Below are 15,507 nucleotides of genomic sequence, written 5' to 3'. Positions count from 1 at the left end.
ATAGGCAGGTGATAATTATGTCAAAGTTAAGAATAACTTTAAGGCAGCATACTCCTTTAATTCATTTTCAACCAGAACAGCAGGGAGCAATATTGAGAGCAACTGAGTTTAAGCCTAAATTGGATAGGTTTTTAATAAACTATGCTTTTGGAAATAATGAAAAACCGAAAGAAAATTTTGAAAGATACAAAAAATATTTAGTTGGTTATAAGAAAAATGTTAGAGATAAATATGAAGATTTTCAAGATAAAAAAGCATTTAATTATAAATTAAGAATTTGTAATGTAGTGAAATTAAAATCTTCATGTGAAATTCAAAAAGATTTTCCTCTTTACTTTGGAAATATGGGAAAAAATAATTTCAATAGAAGTAAATTTGTATTTTGTGATACTTTAGATGTAGAGCTTATTTCATTTCACAATGAAATCATAGATAAAATAATAAAATGGTTGCCTGGATTTTTGATGAAAACAAATTTTGGACAAAGGCAATCAAAAGGGTTTGGGTCTTTTTACATTAATGACTTGAATGAATATTTTTATAATGGAAGTAAAAAGAAGTATGAAAAGGATGAAGTGGAAAAATGTAAAAAGTTGAAACATAGGTTTGAAGTTAAAGCTACTTATGATGATAAAATTATTAAAAGTAAAGATGAGAAATATAAGGAACAGTATGCATTATTTGAACAAATTAATGAATTTTATATGTCATTGAGATCAAAGTTGAAAAAACAAGACCCATATATAAAAGGATATGCCTTAGAGAACAAAATGACATGGGACAAAGATAAAATAAAATCTGAGTATGCTAACAAAAAAATAGAATTAAATTATCCAGCATATTTAATAAAAGATTTACTTGGTCTATCAGTAATGGAAAAATGGCATAAGCAAGGATTTACAATAACCAAAACACATATTAATGGGGAAATTGAAAGATTTCAGTCCCCAATATTTTTTAAGCCTATAAGAAAGTCTCAAAATAAATTTATTGTTTATTTTGAAGGCAGGGATATACCAAAACAGTTCTTAGATCAAGCATTTAATATAAAAAAAGATGGAAGTGGAGATTTGCAACTTAAAACACCTAAAAATTTTAATATTGATGATTTTATGAAATATGTTATTAAAAATAATAAGGATAAAAGTTTAAAGATAGAATTATCTTAAAAAAGAAGGTGAGTTAATTGAATAATACTGATTTTAATAATACTTATATAGGACTTACAATAGGACCAATATTTAAGACTATTAATTATGCAAAAGAAACTGGTGAGCTATGGGGAAGCAGTTACATGTTTTCATATATAATAAAAAATATAATAAGTAAGTTGATTGTAGATACTTCAATCAAAGATAGATTTATTGTTCCATATGTAAATGAAGAAGAAATATTTAAGGATAAAACTGAAGTAGGGTTATTTCATGACAGATTTATATTTAAGTCGAATAAAGGTGATTTTAAAAAGGTAAGCTTGGCAGTAGGAGAGGTAAAAAATTGTTTTAAGGAAAATGTTTTTAAAGAATTAGAGAAGATACGTAAAGAAGAAATATCTAAAGACATTGTGTATAAATACATAGATGATTATTTGAAAATATATTTTTTAGAAGTAGAAGTAAACCCAAATGACGAAAATGAAGATAATAAAAACATAATACTTAAAGTATCAAAATATCTTGATGCATTAGAACTTAGAGAAAATTTTGTTGATAAAGAGGAAAAACCGTACTTATTTGAAATATTAAAGAATAAGTCTGTAAAAAGTAGCTTTTTATCAGAAGATGCATATGGCCAAGAAGGAAAAAAAGAAGGGTATCCATCTTTGATCAATATAGCGCTAGCTAGTTTAAAAGATAAAAAGTTACCTATGGAAGATAGTAAGATTATCGATTATATTAATGAAAATTATAAAGAATATAACTTTAAAAAAGTTCATGAATATGTAGCATTAGTACAAGCAGATGGAGACTCTATTCGAGAAGTTATAAAAGAATTAGAAATAGATAAGAGTAAGAGTGATGAATTTGAAAGTTATAAAAGATTTTCTAAAAATTTATTGAAGTATGCACAATACGCCAATAGTAAAATAAAAGAATATGGAGGCTTCTCAATATTTGCAGGTGGAGATGATTTGCTTTTTATAGCACCTGTTATTAATAAAGATAAGAATATTTTCAGTCTCATAAATGATTTGTCCGATCATTTCAATATTAACATTAAGGAAAATGAAAAAAGTCCTACAGCATCATTTGGTGTAGCAATTATCCATCATAAATTCCCATTATATTATGCAATTGAAGAAGCACGAAGTTTACTTTCAGAAGCAAAGAAATTTGAGACAATAAATGAGAAAAAGAATGCTATAGCATTTAAGATTATAAAAAGTAGTGGAGAAAGCTTTAAAACTGTTATTGGAAAGAACAGTTTTGTATATAAAGAAAAATTTAATTTATTAATTAGTAAAACTTTTCAAGCTGATAAAGACGAAAAATTAAATAATTACTTAAAAAGCATTCATATAAAACTTTGGAATGATAAAGCTATAATAAACAAAATAGGTGTTAATAAGGATATGCTTAAAAATTACTTCCAAAATAATTTCAATGATGAAATTCACAAAAATTCTAAAGTAAAAGAATATATAAATATAATAATAGAATTTATACACACAGTATACTCTAGTGATGAAAAAGTTAAAAATGATGATGAGAGTTATTATATTAATTTGATATATTCATGCCTTAAATTTGTAAGATTTATGGATGAAAAATCAGAATTTATAAAAGAAAAAGGTGATAAAGAATGAGTAGATATTTAGTTACGTTAAAACCAGTAGAAGCTTTTTTCTTTGGGGGCGAAAGGACTTTTGAATTTTATGATGAGAACGATAAAAAGGAGCTTCAAAACAATATAATAAAGTCAAGCATGTTTCCTCAGCAGACATCGATACTTGGCATGCTTAGAAAAGAAATATTAAATATAAAAAAATTAATTAAAGAAGATTGGGATTATAAAGATTCAGATAAAGAAAGAATAAAAAAATATATAGGCTCAGAAAGTTTTAATATAGATGAAAAAGAACAGGACTTTGGAATAATAAAAAAAATATCACCAGTGTTTTTAGCACAAATTCATAATGGCAAATATAATTTTATGATGAGGATTCCTAAAGATCATAATAAATCTTTAGAAAAAATATGTGAATATACACCTCTTGAATTTAGCAAGGGTAATAAATGCCGATGTAATTTTGAAAATGAAGTATATATACCAAATAATTATAATGGTAAGATAGGAATATCTAATGATTTTGTAAATGTAGAAAACGGAGAAATAATAAAGAGTGAAGATATTTTTAAAGTTGATGATTATATTGGAATAAGATTAAATGATAAGAAAATTACGAAAAAAAATTCTCTTTTTAGATTGGTTAAATATAGACTAAACTGTGATTGTAAGAATGATATTAGATTTGTATTTACAGTTGATATCGATGAAAGTTTATTTGACAAAAATGAAAAAATAGATGGGTATAAAAATATGGTTTCTTTAGGTGGTGAAGGGTCATACTTTTATATTAACTTTAAAAGAGTAGATTATGATATTACAGAAAAAATTAAATTCTTAAAATATAATTGTAACAATGAATTTTATAAGAAAATAGTGTTATTATCAGATACTTATATTAATAAAGAAATATATGAGGAATATTGTGATTATTCTATAGCGGAGAGTATTGATTTTAGGAATATAGGAAGAAATAGCTATAAAAAAATAGAGGGAAGCTATTATAAAAGTTTTAAAAAGACTGACTGTAAATATTCATTTTTAGAGAAAGGCTCAGTTTTATTTGTAAAAAGCTACAAATGTGAAAAAATTACGGAAAGTATAGATAATAAAAATTTAAGAAAAATAGGATATAACTGTTTGTATATGGAGGGGGACAAAGATGAGTAATTTTGAAGTTTATATAATTAAATGTTTAACTAATATGCATGTGGGAAGTGGTAATGCGTCATATAGTATTATAGACAATCAAGTTCAACGAGATGTAATTACAAATTTTCCAACAATAAACTCTTCAAGTTTAAAGGGAAGTTTAAGAGAATATCTAAAAAATAAAATTGGTAATGAAATAGTAAAATATATATTTGGTGATGACAAAGAACATGGTATAGGTAAATATAAAATTTTCCCTGGAATGTTATTATCTATACCTGTGAGAAGCGATCAAAAACCTTTTTTTAGAGCTACATGTCAAAGGATAATAAGAGATTTTAAGAATCTTATTGATAGCTTTCATTATAAGAAATTAGAATTAAAATTAGAATTGGAAAAACTTATCGAGCAGTTAAATGAAGAAAAGTCTATTTCAAATTGTATAGAAGGAGAAGTAAATATAGAAAATTATAAATGCAACATAACAAAAGTTGATGATTCTATTATTACTAGCAAAATAAATAGTATGTTTGGACAAGACTTAATAATATTAGATGATGCTACGTTTTTGAAAATAGTTTCAGAGCTTCCAATTATAGCAAGAAATAAACTTGAAAATGGGGAAAGTCAAAATTTATGGTATGAAGAAGTAGTTCCAAGAGAAAGTAGATTTTATTTTGGTGTTATTAATGGAGAAGACAATCAATTAGATTTTAAAAAAATAACAGAAGAACCGGTACAAATAGGGGGAAATGCCACTATTGGGTATGGGTACTGTAATATTGAAAAAGTGGTAGGTGATTAATAGTGAATAAAAGAGAAATAGATAAACTTATTCCTATTTCCATTGATGAAATAGACAAATTAAAGAGTGATGCAGAATCAGAAGAAAGTTTTTTTGAAGTGGAAGAAGTTAATCATAAGAAGATTTATAAGATAAATAGAGAATTTAATGGATATATATCAAGTTTTGGATCAAGCATAGTGCAAAGTGGATTGATATCAACAGTTGCATTTTTTTGTATAAGAAATTCTAATTCAAATAGGGATAGAAAAAAAATATCAGAATTAATTTTAAAAATTATATTAAAAAATAAAAAAGAACAAGAGGGTAAATATGAAAGCTTGCTGAAGTATGTGTTAGAGGCAGATAAGGATGGAAAATTAAATTTAGTTAAGGAAGAAATTATAAATGCTGCTACAGCTCTTAAATTATCAATGAGAGTATTTGAATTTACTGGAAATGATGAAAGCAAGGTGAGTAGTTAATGTCTAGTTCTAATTTAGGATACCTATATTATAAGAAATACTATGATGAAATAATTAAAGATGACAAATATTATGACCATATTATAAATAAGAGTAAGAATGAAAAGATTGAGAAAGATATAAAAGAGCGTTTTAATGAAAAAAATAAAAGTATAATTGACAATAGCAACTTTGATAAAGTGAAGAAAATTAAAAGTGTGTATAATTGCAAGGTTAAGGAAGATGATCAAGAAATTTTTTTAAAAACAACATATCCAGGACTTTTAATTGGAAGTGGGTATAGTCATATTATTAGCGAAAAAGGAGAGTTTAAATTAGGACTTGAATTTGATTATACTACAGGTCTTCCTGTAATAAATGGGTCATCAGTGAAAGGACTACTTAGAAGTACTTTTTATAATGCTCAAGATGAGGAAGTGCTGCAGGAGTCGAAAAAAGAGTATATAAATGGTATTATTAAAAACTTAGGCTTTAGTGAGAGTTTTAGTTTTAAGGATCTGACGGAGGCAATATTTGATGGTAAAGTAGATGGAAAAAATATACCTATCTGTGAAAGAGATATATTTTATGATGCCATGATAGATGTGGAAGGGACAGAAAAAACAATTGGAGATAGTAAAAATATACTGGGAGAAGATTTTATAACACCACACAAAGATGTATTTAAAAATCCAATACCACTAAAATTTTTAAAGATTATGCCAAATGTAGTTTGGTGTTTTAGATTTAATTTGAAAGATAAAATTTTACCATCCAATATTAAGAGGAATATATTTAAACAAATTATTTTAGACTTCGGAATTGGGGCTAAAACAAATGTAGGATATGGCCAATTTGAAGTTGATAAAAACTATGAAAAAAAGTTAAAAGAGAATGAATTAAAAAGAAAAAAAGAATTGGAAAAAATAAAGAACCTTAAGGCAGAAGAAGAATTTAATAAAGCCACATTAGGAATGAGTGAGTTCGAAAAAGAATTATATAAAATAGAACAAAGTAAAGATGAATATGAAAAAAATGATAAAATAATGAATATTTATAATGAAAGGCTTGATGCTTTAGATACTGCAGAAAAAGTATTATTTGCGAGATTTTTTAAAGAGTATTTGTTGAGTAAAAATAAATGGAAATATAAAATATCTAAGAAAGGTAAAATTGATAAAACTTCAGAAAGAGTTGGAAAAATTTGTAATATACTGAAAATACCACTACCCACCAAATAACAGACCTTAAAATATTTATTCAAGATTAATGATGGAATAATTAAAATTACCTCTTAGTAGAAATTTCTTTTCAGAGAGTTTTTTATATTCATTGCCTTTTAAACTTTTAAATTTACAAATCAAAATAAGGAGAATCAAATTGAGTGATAAAATAAAAGACAAAGTAAGAAAAAAAATCTTTGAACTGGCAGATGAAAGATACAAAGAATTCCATAATAAATTATCTCCAACTGATTCCAATATAATTGGAGTTAGGATGCCTCTTTTAAGAAAACTTGCAAAGGAAATAGCCAAGGGAGATTGGAGAGAATATCTAAAAACAGCTGAAAATGAATACTATGAGGAAATAATGCTTCAGGGAATAGTGATAGGGTGTGTAAAAGTTGATGTGGAAGAAAGGCTTCAGCTTATTAGTGAGTTTATTCCCCAAATTGATGGATGGGGTATTTGCGACAGCTTTTGCAATGGACTTAAATTTATAAAATCGAATAAAGAAAGAATGTGGAATTTTATACAGCCTTATTTAAAGTCAGATCAGGAATTTTATGTTCGCTTTGCAGTGGTGGTTTTACTGGATTTCTATATAGATGAAGCTTATATAACTAGGGTGCTTTATGCCTTGGATAAAATAAAACACTCTGGTTATTATGTGAAAATGGCGGTTGCCTGGTCAGTATCAGTTTGCTATATAAAATTTCCTGAAATTACAATGGTATATTTAAAAAACAATTCTTTAGACGATTTTACATATAATAAGTCGCTTCAAAAAATAACAGAATCTTTTAGAGTTGATAATGAGATAAAATTGGTTATTAAAAGAATGAAACGAAAATAAAAAATTTTGTAGTAGTAAAAATTATTTTTTAGGGTGAGGAAAATGAAATTAAAGGTTTTAGTGAATAACAATACATATATAGATGAACTGGACAGTCAAAAGTTTATATGCTTAACAAGCCTGTCCAGTTAATTGTCACTATATAGAAAGAACAAATTTATAATAAAAAAGATGGCAGTATGTTGCAGCTGTCATCTTTTTTATTACTTTCATTTTTGAATAAGCTAGGAGGGTTAGCTGATTGCGGCTTTTGGATCAAGTAAATACTGCACTTAGTCCTCATATTTTTTAAGTGTTTAAACACTGGATAATGTGATAAAATGTAAGAAAGGTTCCATTTTCAAAATATAAAGGAAGTGATAAGATTACTATGGATAGTGGTAAAGTAAATATATTGAATAAACTGAAATCAAAAGAGGCAGTAGATATATTCAAACAAAATAAAATAAACACAGCTATAGTATTTGGCAGTATTTTAACAGGGGACTTTCAGGAATACTCTGATGTAGATATTGCAATTTTAAGTAAAAATAAAATTACCACGGATGTAATAATGATTATGGAAGAATCCTTTGAAAAGCTTTTAAATAGAGAGGTAGATATAGTTGATTTAAAATCAAAAGATACTCAACTAAATATGAAAGTTAATATATATGATAACGGAAAAATTATATATGATGATGATCATTGTAATTTATATAATTTAGATTATATGGAAGTGGAAAGGGTATATAAGGAAAATGAAACCTTTAGATTTTTCAGAGAAAGGGATTTGATTTTTGATGAATAAACTTAGATTGTATGATTTGATAAAAAACATAGAGGAAACCATAAGCCTTTTAAATAAAGCATTATTTAAATTAGGGGAGATTGAAGATGAAGATTTAAGTAGTTTGATAAAATCATCCATAAAACAAACTTTTTTAGAGTATTTTATATTGATTGAGAGTTTTACATCTATGTGTTTAAAAGAGCTGAAATTGTATAAGATTAGTGATGATATGGAAAAATCTTTAATAAAATTATACGAAAATAGAATTATAGATAAAAAACTACTGGATTTTTTAAATGTATATAGAAGATATAGGAATAGAATAGCTCATGTTTATAAGCAGCCTGACATAGATGAAATTATAAGTTTTTTAGAAGAAAATAAAAATAAAATGAAAAAGGTAGTAGATATAATGAAGAAAATTTATAGAAAATTATAATACTTACTATAGAAGAAATTTCACGTAGATTTGCAATTTGCAGATTAAATTATGATGTGAATTTTATATCCAATATAGAACTTTGTTTAGAATGGGAGTGAATTATTTGAATATAGATAAAAATGATATAAATAAAATATCCGTTATTGAAAGATGTATAAACAGGATAAATGAAGAATATGATAATAATCCTAAAAATTCAAAAAATTATACTAAGCAGGATTCTATAATTTTGAATATTCAAAGGGCGTGTGAAGCTTCTATAGATTTGGCTATGAATATAGTATCTGAAAAAAAACTAGGTATACCTCAGAATAGCAGGGATGTATTTGAGTTTTTATTTTATAACAATATTATAAATGAAGAACTTGCCGGTAATTTAAAATCTATGGTTGGATTTAGAAATATAGCTGCTCATGATTATCAGACAGTAAATTTAGATATAGTAAAGGAAGTAATTGAAAAACATATATATGATTTAAAAAAATTTGCAGATCAAATGCTTCTATTTTTTTGAGTTTGTTTTCATCAAATGACTTAGTTAAAATTTGTATTCCAACTATATTTCCAATCAAAATTTAATTTTTCACGTTAATTGATTATGATTAAGAAACATTTAATAATTTAAAGTAAATATTAAAATATACGAAAACTAATATAGATTGTAAATATTAGAGGAGGGATAGTATGGATATAGCGGCGCTTTCTGTGGCAATGAGTGATTATAGTGTTAAACAATCTGCAGGCATAGCTATTACTAAAATGGCTATGAATGCATCGGAGCAAAATGCTGTAAATATGACAGATATGATAAATAGCATTTCAGTTGATCCTAATTTAGGAAGTAAACTGGATGTAAAGGCATAATGTTTATGGACAAAAGTGAAAAATTGAAACTGATGTTGCATGAGGAACTGCAGTGGATTCAATACAGACAAAAAATGCTGAATGTCATAGAGAAAAAGCTTATAAAGATGAAGGAATTTGTAGTACAAGCTCAGCAGAATAATATTAGTAAGAAAGAGATTCAAGAGTTAAACTATAGTATCAATAATTTGGCCCAACAAGTAAGGGCATTGGATGAAGAGAGCAGAATAACAAAGTATGAAAAGATACTTTAACTAAGGAAGTGATATATATGATAAATTCAATTTTATCTGGTAATAGTCAGGGAGTAGTTCAAAATAAAAATAATAAATCTGATGAACAGATAAAATTGCTTAGACATCAACAGGCGGTAATTCAGAAGCAGATAGATAATATAAAAAATGGAGATGCAGATCCCAAAACCAAGCAAGAGCTTATAGCACCTTTAGAAGAGCAGATACAGAGTATTGATGCACAAATACAGCAGAAACAAATGGAACAAGGCAGTGATAAAGATAATGGTTCAAGAGCAAAGGTAAAAAAAGAATCTTCCTTTACCGGTACAACAGAAGAAAGTGAAAAGCTTTCAAGAGATGTTCTATTTTTTAATATGTCAAGCACATATGAACAAATTAGAGGTGTTAATTCCATAAGAAAAGATTTAATAGGAAAATCCAAGGTATTGAGTTCAGAAGCTTCCCTTGATGCTAAAAGGGGTAATACCAAGTCTGCTGGAAGAAAAAGTGCTGAAGCTGCTTCACTTAGAGGAAAGTCCTATGCACTGGAATCTAAAATTGGCAAATTAAACAGTGATATAAATGACAATGTAAAGGATATAACAGATAAAACCAAAGAAAAAGGCTCACATAAGGTTAATGAAGATAGTAAAAAAGATTTAGAGGACATTTCAAAAAAAGATAAATATGGTAATTCTGCTTCAGATGAGAAGTCTTCAATAGATATACTGGCATGATGAAATATGAAATCGTTAAATTATAAGGAAAAAGTGCTTTTTAGGTACTTCTTCCTTATGGTAAAATTTAAATTTTGGAATTGCTAAGAAGAGCTTCTTCGTTGAATATTTCATGTTTGCTTATATCCTTGTAGGCTCCTGTGTTTACTACACTTTCAGGATTTTGTTCTAATGATTCCTTTTTGGATATGGATTCATCCAGTCTATTTTTTGCCTCTATAAGCTGATCTTTAATAGGAGACATTATTTCAAGATACATCAACATTAATTTCATTTTTTTCTGTTTTTGAACTTCTGCAAGTTTTTTTTCATAGCTTTCATATTGTTTTTTCAATAACTCATAGTAGGCTCTATCCTTATTGATTTGATTTTGATATTTATCTGATTGGTAGCTAAATGCGAAACTTTTGTGATATGCAGAGATGTTTTTTAACATGGTATTAAAAATTTTCTTTCCTGCAAAATCAGATATTTTACCTGATTTCGCTAAATCTTCCGTCATGTTGTATGCTTTGTTTATGGCATTTGCTGCATTTTCTGTAGACCAGTTGCCAGGTACTGGGTTATATGTGCCATCTGAGAAGTATTCTGTAATATGATCCTTGAATTTAGGTAATTCTTTTAGAAAATTATGAATTTCTTTTATATCATTATAACTGATATTTTCAATATTTGAAGGTGAGTTATCACTGGAAAGGTTTATTTCAATATTATATTCCAGATTATTTAATGTGTCTGAATCTCCTTTTTGAAAAGCTTGTCTTACCACAGAAATGGCTTTGTCAGCCAGAGAAAGAAGGTTGTTTTTAAAGGATTCTGCATCAAATTTATTATCATTTGTAGTATTTCCATAGTTCCACTTAGTGGAAGCATAGTCAAAAAAGTATTTAAAATCCCTAGATACATTTTGGGCTGCAGTATTAATAGCATCATTGTAGGCTTTGTCTAAGACAGCTATTTTTTTCTCTGCTTCTTCTGGAGAAAATTGTTCTGTAATTTCTTTTCTTATCTTTGAATAATTTAAAGCATATTTTCCAATAAAGTCGGCATCTATTGCATTTTCAGATATGAATGTATCTCCACTGCCCTGTATACTTTCTGGAGCTTCTGTAGAGGACTTATTTTCTATATTATCTTCCACTCCTTTTAGTTTTTGCATATATTCATATTGTAATTTTGAGTCTTCGGATATATAGCTTATGTCATGTAGTAAATTGTTATTTAATTTTTCAGATAAATCTTTAAAAGGCGTTAATGAGAGTTTTTTATTTTCGGTGTGGATATTTTTAATTATGTTAGAAAAATTTATAGTAGTATTCTTAAATATAATCAAAGCTTATACCTCCTTTGTTTATGATATCGTTATTAAGGAAAGTAACTTGAATTATCTATTAATAATAAAATTTAAGAAATTATGCAAAACATGATATAATATTTAATATAATTTAAATAAGGAGTTTGTATATGGAAGCATATGGTAGAAATTTTTAATAAAAAGATACATCCCAAAAATATTGATGAAGATAATAAGAGGTATACATTTCCATATATAACTCAGGTATTTGAGTTAAATAGAGAAATAGAAAAGGAAATCAATAATATAATAGGAGAAGAGCAAATATCTAAATCCAATATAGATATGCTTTTAAATGAGTCCGGTTATACAGAACGTCAGGTAAAAAAAGTAGAGGAACATCTTAGGGATTTGGAAAAAAATAGTAAAAACACCAATTGAAAGTTCTATTAAAGAAAAGGTATGACAGAAATTATAGAGCAGCTCATGTGCAAATCTAAAGAGGGTATGGATAAAATTTTAAGTACAGCTTCGGGAATTAAAAGATCTGATGTACTTATGGATGATATTGTATTGTCTCAGGGAGAATTTTTAAAACATTTTGACAAGGTAAAAAATTCTCAGAAAAATAATTTAAGTGATGTGGAAGAGATAAACCATGAACTTATGAATATAATTAAAAAATCTAATGAGGATAAAGGTCAATTTGAAGGGCTAATTATGGGGTCGCAGAAGAAAGCGGATTATATTTTAAATATTTTGCATCATCTTAATCAGGTTAATATTTTGTGGAAAAGGTATCTCTCAAAGGATTGATAAAATAAAAACTGGATAGGAATCCTTTAAAGGGGCATTCTATCCAGCTTTTAACATAAATATAAATTTTAGTTTATTATAGTTTTATCCAATGTCTTTAATGGATTTTAATTGTTCAGGTGTAAATATATTGTGTTTGTCTATTACAGCTATTAACAAGAAGATACAAAGACATACCAGCCATTCCATGAATATTACATGAGGAAATATCCTGAATGAAGGCACCACCTGCCATACAAATAAAACTATTATACTTGCTAAAGTAGTATAAAAAGCAGAACCCTTTCTACATAACTTAGGGCAGAATATGGTAAATAAAAATACTATTGTAAAGGCAGTACATAGACTTAAACCTATGGAGATAGTCTTTAGTATACCTGATATGGATAGAGCCAGTATAAAAGTAAATACTCCAAGCACAATAACTGATACTTTATTTATTATAAGATATTTTTTGTCATCTACTTTTGGATTTATGGATTTTTTATATATATCCTGTGAAAATAATGTAGATGCTCCCAGTAACAAATTACAAGCAGTAGATACATCTGCAGCCCAAAGTGCCGCAAGAGTTATGCCTGCTGCTACAGGATTTAATGATAATATCATCTTAGGCAGTGCTAAAGTTGCACTTACATCAGGAAAAGCTACCTTGGCTGACATACCTATAAGTGCACATAAAAATCCTATGGGAATCATACACAATCCCCCTATTATGAATCCTTTTTTTGCAGTTTGGGAGTCCTTGGCGGCAAAGGCCAATTGCACAGGGCCTTGCATAGACATGACTTGAGTTATCATAATTAAAAACCAGCTTAAAATTATCCATATACCAGTACCCTGGGTAAAACTGAAATAAGGTACATTTTGTGGTAAATTTAATCTTATGTTTTCAAGTCCTCCGGTGGATGCCACGGCTAATAGGGTACAGAGTATAATTCCTGCATATTTTAAGGGCACGTTAAATAGATTGCATAATCCTGCAGACCACATTCCGCCCATAAAAGTTATGCCTATAAATACACAGGCACTGACTACCATACCAGATTTTAATGTAAATACTCCAGGTAAAAGTGAAGATAAAATAGAACCTCCAGCAATATATTGAAGTGACACAACTACTATAAGAATAATCATTTGACATATAACACAAATAAATCTTCCTTTTTCATCGTAAAACTTTCCAAAAAGTTCTGGTACTGTGGATACATTAAAGTTTCTGTATTTTTCAGCAGTGACAAGTCCCATAACTATGGCTGCAACTCCCCAGGCTACAGTGTACCACCCTGCAGCAAGACCTATACCGTAGGCTTGCTCTGCAACACCTATGGTAGAAGCACCCCCAATTGCAAGACCTATAAGTGAACATGCTACAAGAGGAGTTGAAAGACCTCTGCCTGCTAAGGTATAACTTTCTCCCCCCTTGGATACTCTTCGCTTGGCAAAGGAGCTTATTACAAAGAGCATTGCAATATAAAGTATAATAATTATTAATGATGCATTCATTTTTAACCCCCTATTTAGTTTACAGTTTAGAGCTGATAATTTTAGATTACTTATAGAAAAATCCATATTTAAATTTAAGTATCTATTTAGATGTAATTATATTTTTATCTTCCCCCCTTTAAAGCATTAAAGCAAATGCTGGAATTTATAGGATTTCTGATTTGAAACTTGATTTATGTGTAAATTTAGTTCAAATTCAGGAATCCTTTATCTTTTAAAATTACCTCCATATTATGTATAGATATAATAATTTTTATAAATTATACGAATATAAATATAGATGAAAATTATGTATTATACTGTGATATAGTTTACATTATAGTTGAAAATTCTTATAAATACAAGCATAAATGCCATTAAAACTTTATATAGAGTTAAGAATTTTGTGCGTATATAATATATAATATATAGTATAATAAAGATTTAAATTTTATTTATAAGGGAGGCATTATAATGATAAAAATATTGGATAATGGAGAAGTAGATTTAGATTTTTTGGAAGTAGAGGATGTTATAGATATAAATATATTGCAAAAATTTCAGGATAATTTTGCTGAAGGCATGAATATTGCTAGTGTAACAGTGGATAAGCATGGAAAACCTGTGACAAAACCTAGTTCCTATACTAATTTTTGTTTAAATCTCACCCAGTCAACTTCTGTGGGGGAGGCACGCTGTGCAGAGTCTCATAAAAGGGGAGGAGAAGAGGCTACAAGACTTGGAAAGCCTTATGTTTACACCTGTCATGCAGGACTCATTGATTTTGCTGCACCTATAATGGTAAAAGGAAAAACCATAGGGACTATACTTGGTGGACAGGTTATGTATTCACACCTTGGAGAATCGCGTTTTAGAGATACTGCTGCTGAAATAGGTGTGGATCCGGATAAATATGTGGAAGCTTCAAACAATGTTTATAAGGTAGATGAGAAGAATGTAAAGGCGGCATCTGAAGTTCTCTATGTAGTTGCTAATGCACTTTGTAAAATAGGTTATGAATCTATCCTGGTGGGAACAGTTGCATCAAACCTTTCTGAAAACTTTGAACAGATATCAGCTACTATGGAAGAATTAGCGGCATCTTCTGTAGATGTAAGCAGCAATCAGAAGATTTTAAATGAAGAGATTACCAGAGTGAAAAGCATTTCTCTTGAAATAAACAGTGTATTGAATGCCATAAAAAACATAGCAGAACAGACAAAAATGCTCGGGTTAAATGCCGCTATAGAAGCAGCCAGAGCTGGAGAATTAGGAAGAGGCTTCGGAGTTGTAGCCAGCGAAATAAGAAAGTTATCTGAGGACTCGAAAAAAACGGCTTCTACTATAGTAGATCTCACTAAAAAGATACAGCAGTCGGTAGATAATACCATTGAAACCTCCAATTCCACTCTTGAAACTACAGAACAGCAAACGGCAGCAATACAGGAAATTACATCTAATGTTCAACAAGTTTCAGAAATGTCAGATACCTTAAGTGAGATGGCAAATTCAAAAATATAACGCAACGATCACCGCTTACTTATTTTTCAATATATGGAATAAAAGTTTATAATTCATATTATTTTGAAAAAATTTTA

At 28.1% G+C, this 15,507-nt stretch carries 18 protein-coding genes; 16 read left to right on the top strand and 2 right to left on the bottom strand.

Translation table 11 applies throughout. The features are described from left to right. Positions 1 to 17: 17 nt before the first annotated feature. The 13 genes from V7Q02_RS03375 to V7Q02_RS03315 all read left to right on the top strand — a co-directional run bounded on the left by V7Q02_RS03375 (position 18) and on the right by V7Q02_RS03315 (position 10,314). Complete coding sequence (locus V7Q02_RS03375) at positions 18 to 1,169, top strand: hypothetical protein (RefSeq protein ID WP_333859556.1); 1,152 nt, start codon at positions 18 to 20, stop codon at positions 1,167 to 1,169. A 17-nt stretch (positions 1,170 to 1,186) separates the two neighbouring features. Further along, positions 1,187 to 2,806, top strand: coding sequence for a type III-B CRISPR-associated protein Cas10/Cmr2 (gene cas10, locus V7Q02_RS03370; RefSeq protein ID WP_333859555.1), 1,620 nt, complete (start codon positions 1,187 to 1,189; stop codon positions 2,804 to 2,806). Then, complete coding sequence (locus tag V7Q02_RS03365; protein ID WP_333859554.1) at positions 2,803 to 3,957, top strand: type III-B CRISPR module-associated Cmr3 family protein; 1,155 nt, start codon at positions 2,803 to 2,805, stop codon at positions 3,955 to 3,957. The genes cas10 and V7Q02_RS03365 overlap by 4 nt, the downstream gene beginning before the upstream one ends. Continuing rightward, positions 3,950 to 4,744, top strand: coding sequence for a type III-B CRISPR module RAMP protein Cmr4 (gene cmr4 / locus V7Q02_RS03360; RefSeq protein ID WP_333859553.1), 795 nt, complete (start codon positions 3,950 to 3,952; stop codon positions 4,742 to 4,744). The genes V7Q02_RS03365 and cmr4 overlap by 8 nt, the downstream gene beginning before the upstream one ends. Before the next feature lie 2 nt (positions 4,745 to 4,746). Further along, on the top strand, positions 4,747 to 5,208 hold the full coding sequence (gene cmr5, locus V7Q02_RS03355) for a type III-B CRISPR module-associated protein Cmr5 (RefSeq protein ID WP_333859552.1): 462 nt from the start codon (positions 4,747 to 4,749) through the stop codon (positions 5,206 to 5,208). After that, positions 5,208 to 6,428 (top strand): type III-B CRISPR module RAMP protein Cmr6, encoded by a 1,221-nt coding sequence (gene cmr6 / locus V7Q02_RS03350; protein ID WP_333859551.1) that lies wholly within the window; start codon positions 5,208 to 5,210, stop codon positions 6,426 to 6,428. Before cmr5 ends, cmr6 begins: the two co-directional genes overlap by 1 nt. Positions 6,429 to 6,579: 151 nt before the next feature. Beyond that, entirely contained in the window at positions 6,580 to 7,263 is a 684-nt protein-coding gene (locus V7Q02_RS03345; RefSeq protein WP_333859577.1) for a DNA alkylation repair protein, read from the top strand. A gap of 370 nt (positions 7,264 to 7,633) precedes the next feature. After that, entirely contained in the window at positions 7,634 to 8,053 is a 420-nt protein-coding gene (gene mntA, locus V7Q02_RS03340; RefSeq protein ID WP_333859550.1) for a type VII toxin-antitoxin system MntA family adenylyltransferase antitoxin, read from the top strand. Continuing rightward, entirely contained in the window at positions 8,046 to 8,474 is a 429-nt protein-coding gene (locus V7Q02_RS03335; RefSeq protein WP_333859549.1) for a HepT-like ribonuclease domain-containing protein, read from the top strand. Before mntA ends, V7Q02_RS03335 begins: the two co-directional genes overlap by 8 nt. Positions 8,475 to 8,586: 112 nt before the next feature. Beyond that, a complete protein-coding gene (gene hepT / locus V7Q02_RS03330) occupies positions 8,587 to 8,991 on the top strand; it encodes a type VII toxin-antitoxin system HepT family RNase toxin (RefSeq protein WP_333859576.1) in 405 nt (134 codons plus the stop codon). A gap of 170 nt (positions 8,992 to 9,161) precedes the next feature. Beyond that, positions 9,162 to 9,341: a YjfB family protein gene (locus V7Q02_RS03325; RefSeq protein ID WP_333859548.1), complete on the top strand. Its 180-nt coding sequence runs from the start codon at positions 9,162 to 9,164 to the stop codon at positions 9,339 to 9,341. A 5-nt stretch (positions 9,342 to 9,346) separates the two neighbouring features. Further along, positions 9,347 to 9,595, top strand: coding sequence for a hypothetical protein (locus V7Q02_RS03320; protein WP_333859547.1), 249 nt, complete (start codon positions 9,347 to 9,349; stop codon positions 9,593 to 9,595). Between the two features lie 17 nt (positions 9,596 to 9,612). Continuing rightward, positions 9,613 to 10,314, top strand: a complete 702-nt coding sequence (locus V7Q02_RS03315) for a FlxA-like family protein (protein WP_333859546.1) — start codon at positions 9,613 to 9,615, stop codon at positions 10,312 to 10,314. Between the two features lie 67 nt (positions 10,315 to 10,381). On the opposite strand, the gene V7Q02_RS03310 is transcribed toward V7Q02_RS03315, so the two are convergent. Next, on the bottom strand, positions 10,382 to 11,647 hold the full coding sequence (locus tag V7Q02_RS03310) for a hypothetical protein (protein WP_333859545.1): 1,266 nt from the start codon (positions 11,645 to 11,647) through the stop codon (positions 10,382 to 10,384). 141 nt (positions 11,648 to 11,788) lie between these two features. Between V7Q02_RS03310 and V7Q02_RS03305 the strand changes: the two genes are divergently transcribed. Next, positions 11,789 to 12,049: a hypothetical protein gene (locus V7Q02_RS03305; RefSeq protein ID WP_333859544.1), complete on the top strand. Its 261-nt coding sequence runs from the start codon at positions 11,789 to 11,791 to the stop codon at positions 12,047 to 12,049. 21 nt (positions 12,050 to 12,070) lie between these two features. Further along, the gene (locus V7Q02_RS03300; protein WP_333859543.1) at positions 12,071 to 12,424 is read left to right on the top strand and encodes a hypothetical protein; all 354 of its coding nucleotides are present in this window, start codon (positions 12,071 to 12,073) and stop codon (positions 12,422 to 12,424) included. An 84-nt stretch (positions 12,425 to 12,508) separates the two neighbouring features. Here V7Q02_RS03300 and V7Q02_RS03295 read toward each other — a convergent pair whose 3' ends face one another. Further along, the gene (locus tag V7Q02_RS03295) at positions 12,509 to 13,930 is read right to left on the bottom strand and encodes a sodium:solute symporter family protein (RefSeq protein WP_333859542.1); all 1,422 of its coding nucleotides are present in this window, start codon (positions 13,928 to 13,930) and stop codon (positions 12,509 to 12,511) included. Between the two features lie 453 nt (positions 13,931 to 14,383). Between V7Q02_RS03295 and V7Q02_RS03290 the strand changes: the two genes are divergently transcribed. Beyond that, positions 14,384 to 15,430, top strand: a complete 1,047-nt coding sequence (locus V7Q02_RS03290; protein WP_333859541.1) for a PocR ligand-binding domain-containing protein — start codon at positions 14,384 to 14,386, stop codon at positions 15,428 to 15,430. Positions 15,431 to 15,507: the final 77 nt, after the last annotated feature.

The sequence above is a fragment of the Clostridium sp. genome, from assembly GCF_036781005.1.
In the GTDB taxonomy this organism is placed as follows: domain Bacteria; phylum Bacillota; class Clostridia; order Clostridiales; family Clostridiaceae; genus Clostridium_B.
The sequence above is the reverse complement of the archived record's forward strand: the minus strand, read 5'-3'. Positions and strand labels throughout refer to the sequence as shown.

Excerpts from the sequence above, each read along its gene's own strand:
- V7Q02_RS03375 (WP_333859556.1), top strand. The coding sequence starts at position 18 with ATGTCAAAGTTAAGAATAACTTTAAGGCAGCATACTCCTTTAATTCAT.
- V7Q02_RS03365 (WP_333859554.1), top strand. The coding sequence starts at position 2,803 with ATGAGTAGATATTTAGTTACGTTAAAACCAGTAGAAGCTTTTTTCTTT.
- cmr4 (WP_333859553.1), top strand. The coding sequence starts at position 3,950 with ATGAGTAATTTTGAAGTTTATATAATTAAATGTTTAACTAATATGCAT.
- cmr6 (WP_333859551.1), top strand. The coding sequence starts at position 5,208 with ATGTCTAGTTCTAATTTAGGATACCTATATTATAAGAAATACTATGAT.
- mntA (WP_333859550.1), top strand. The coding sequence starts at position 7,634 with ATGGATAGTGGTAAAGTAAATATATTGAATAAACTGAAATCAAAAGAG.
- V7Q02_RS03335 (WP_333859549.1), top strand. The coding sequence starts at position 8,046 with ATGAATAAACTTAGATTGTATGATTTGATAAAAAACATAGAGGAAACC.
- V7Q02_RS03325 (WP_333859548.1), top strand. The coding sequence starts at position 9,162 with ATGGATATAGCGGCGCTTTCTGTGGCAATGAGTGATTATAGTGTTAAA.
- V7Q02_RS03320 (WP_333859547.1), top strand. The coding sequence starts at position 9,347 with ATGGACAAAAGTGAAAAATTGAAACTGATGTTGCATGAGGAACTGCAG.
- V7Q02_RS03315 (WP_333859546.1), top strand. The coding sequence starts at position 9,613 with ATGATAAATTCAATTTTATCTGGTAATAGTCAGGGAGTAGTTCAAAAT.
- V7Q02_RS03305 (WP_333859544.1), top strand. The coding sequence starts at position 11,789 with ATGGTAGAAATTTTTAATAAAAAGATACATCCCAAAAATATTGATGAA.
- V7Q02_RS03300 (WP_333859543.1), top strand. The coding sequence starts at position 12,071 with ATGACAGAAATTATAGAGCAGCTCATGTGCAAATCTAAAGAGGGTATG.
- V7Q02_RS03295 (WP_333859542.1), bottom strand. The coding sequence starts at position 13,930 with ATGAATGCATCATTAATAATTATTATACTTTATATTGCAATGCTCTTT.
- V7Q02_RS03290 (WP_333859541.1), top strand. The coding sequence starts at position 14,384 with ATGATAAAAATATTGGATAATGGAGAAGTAGATTTAGATTTTTTGGAA.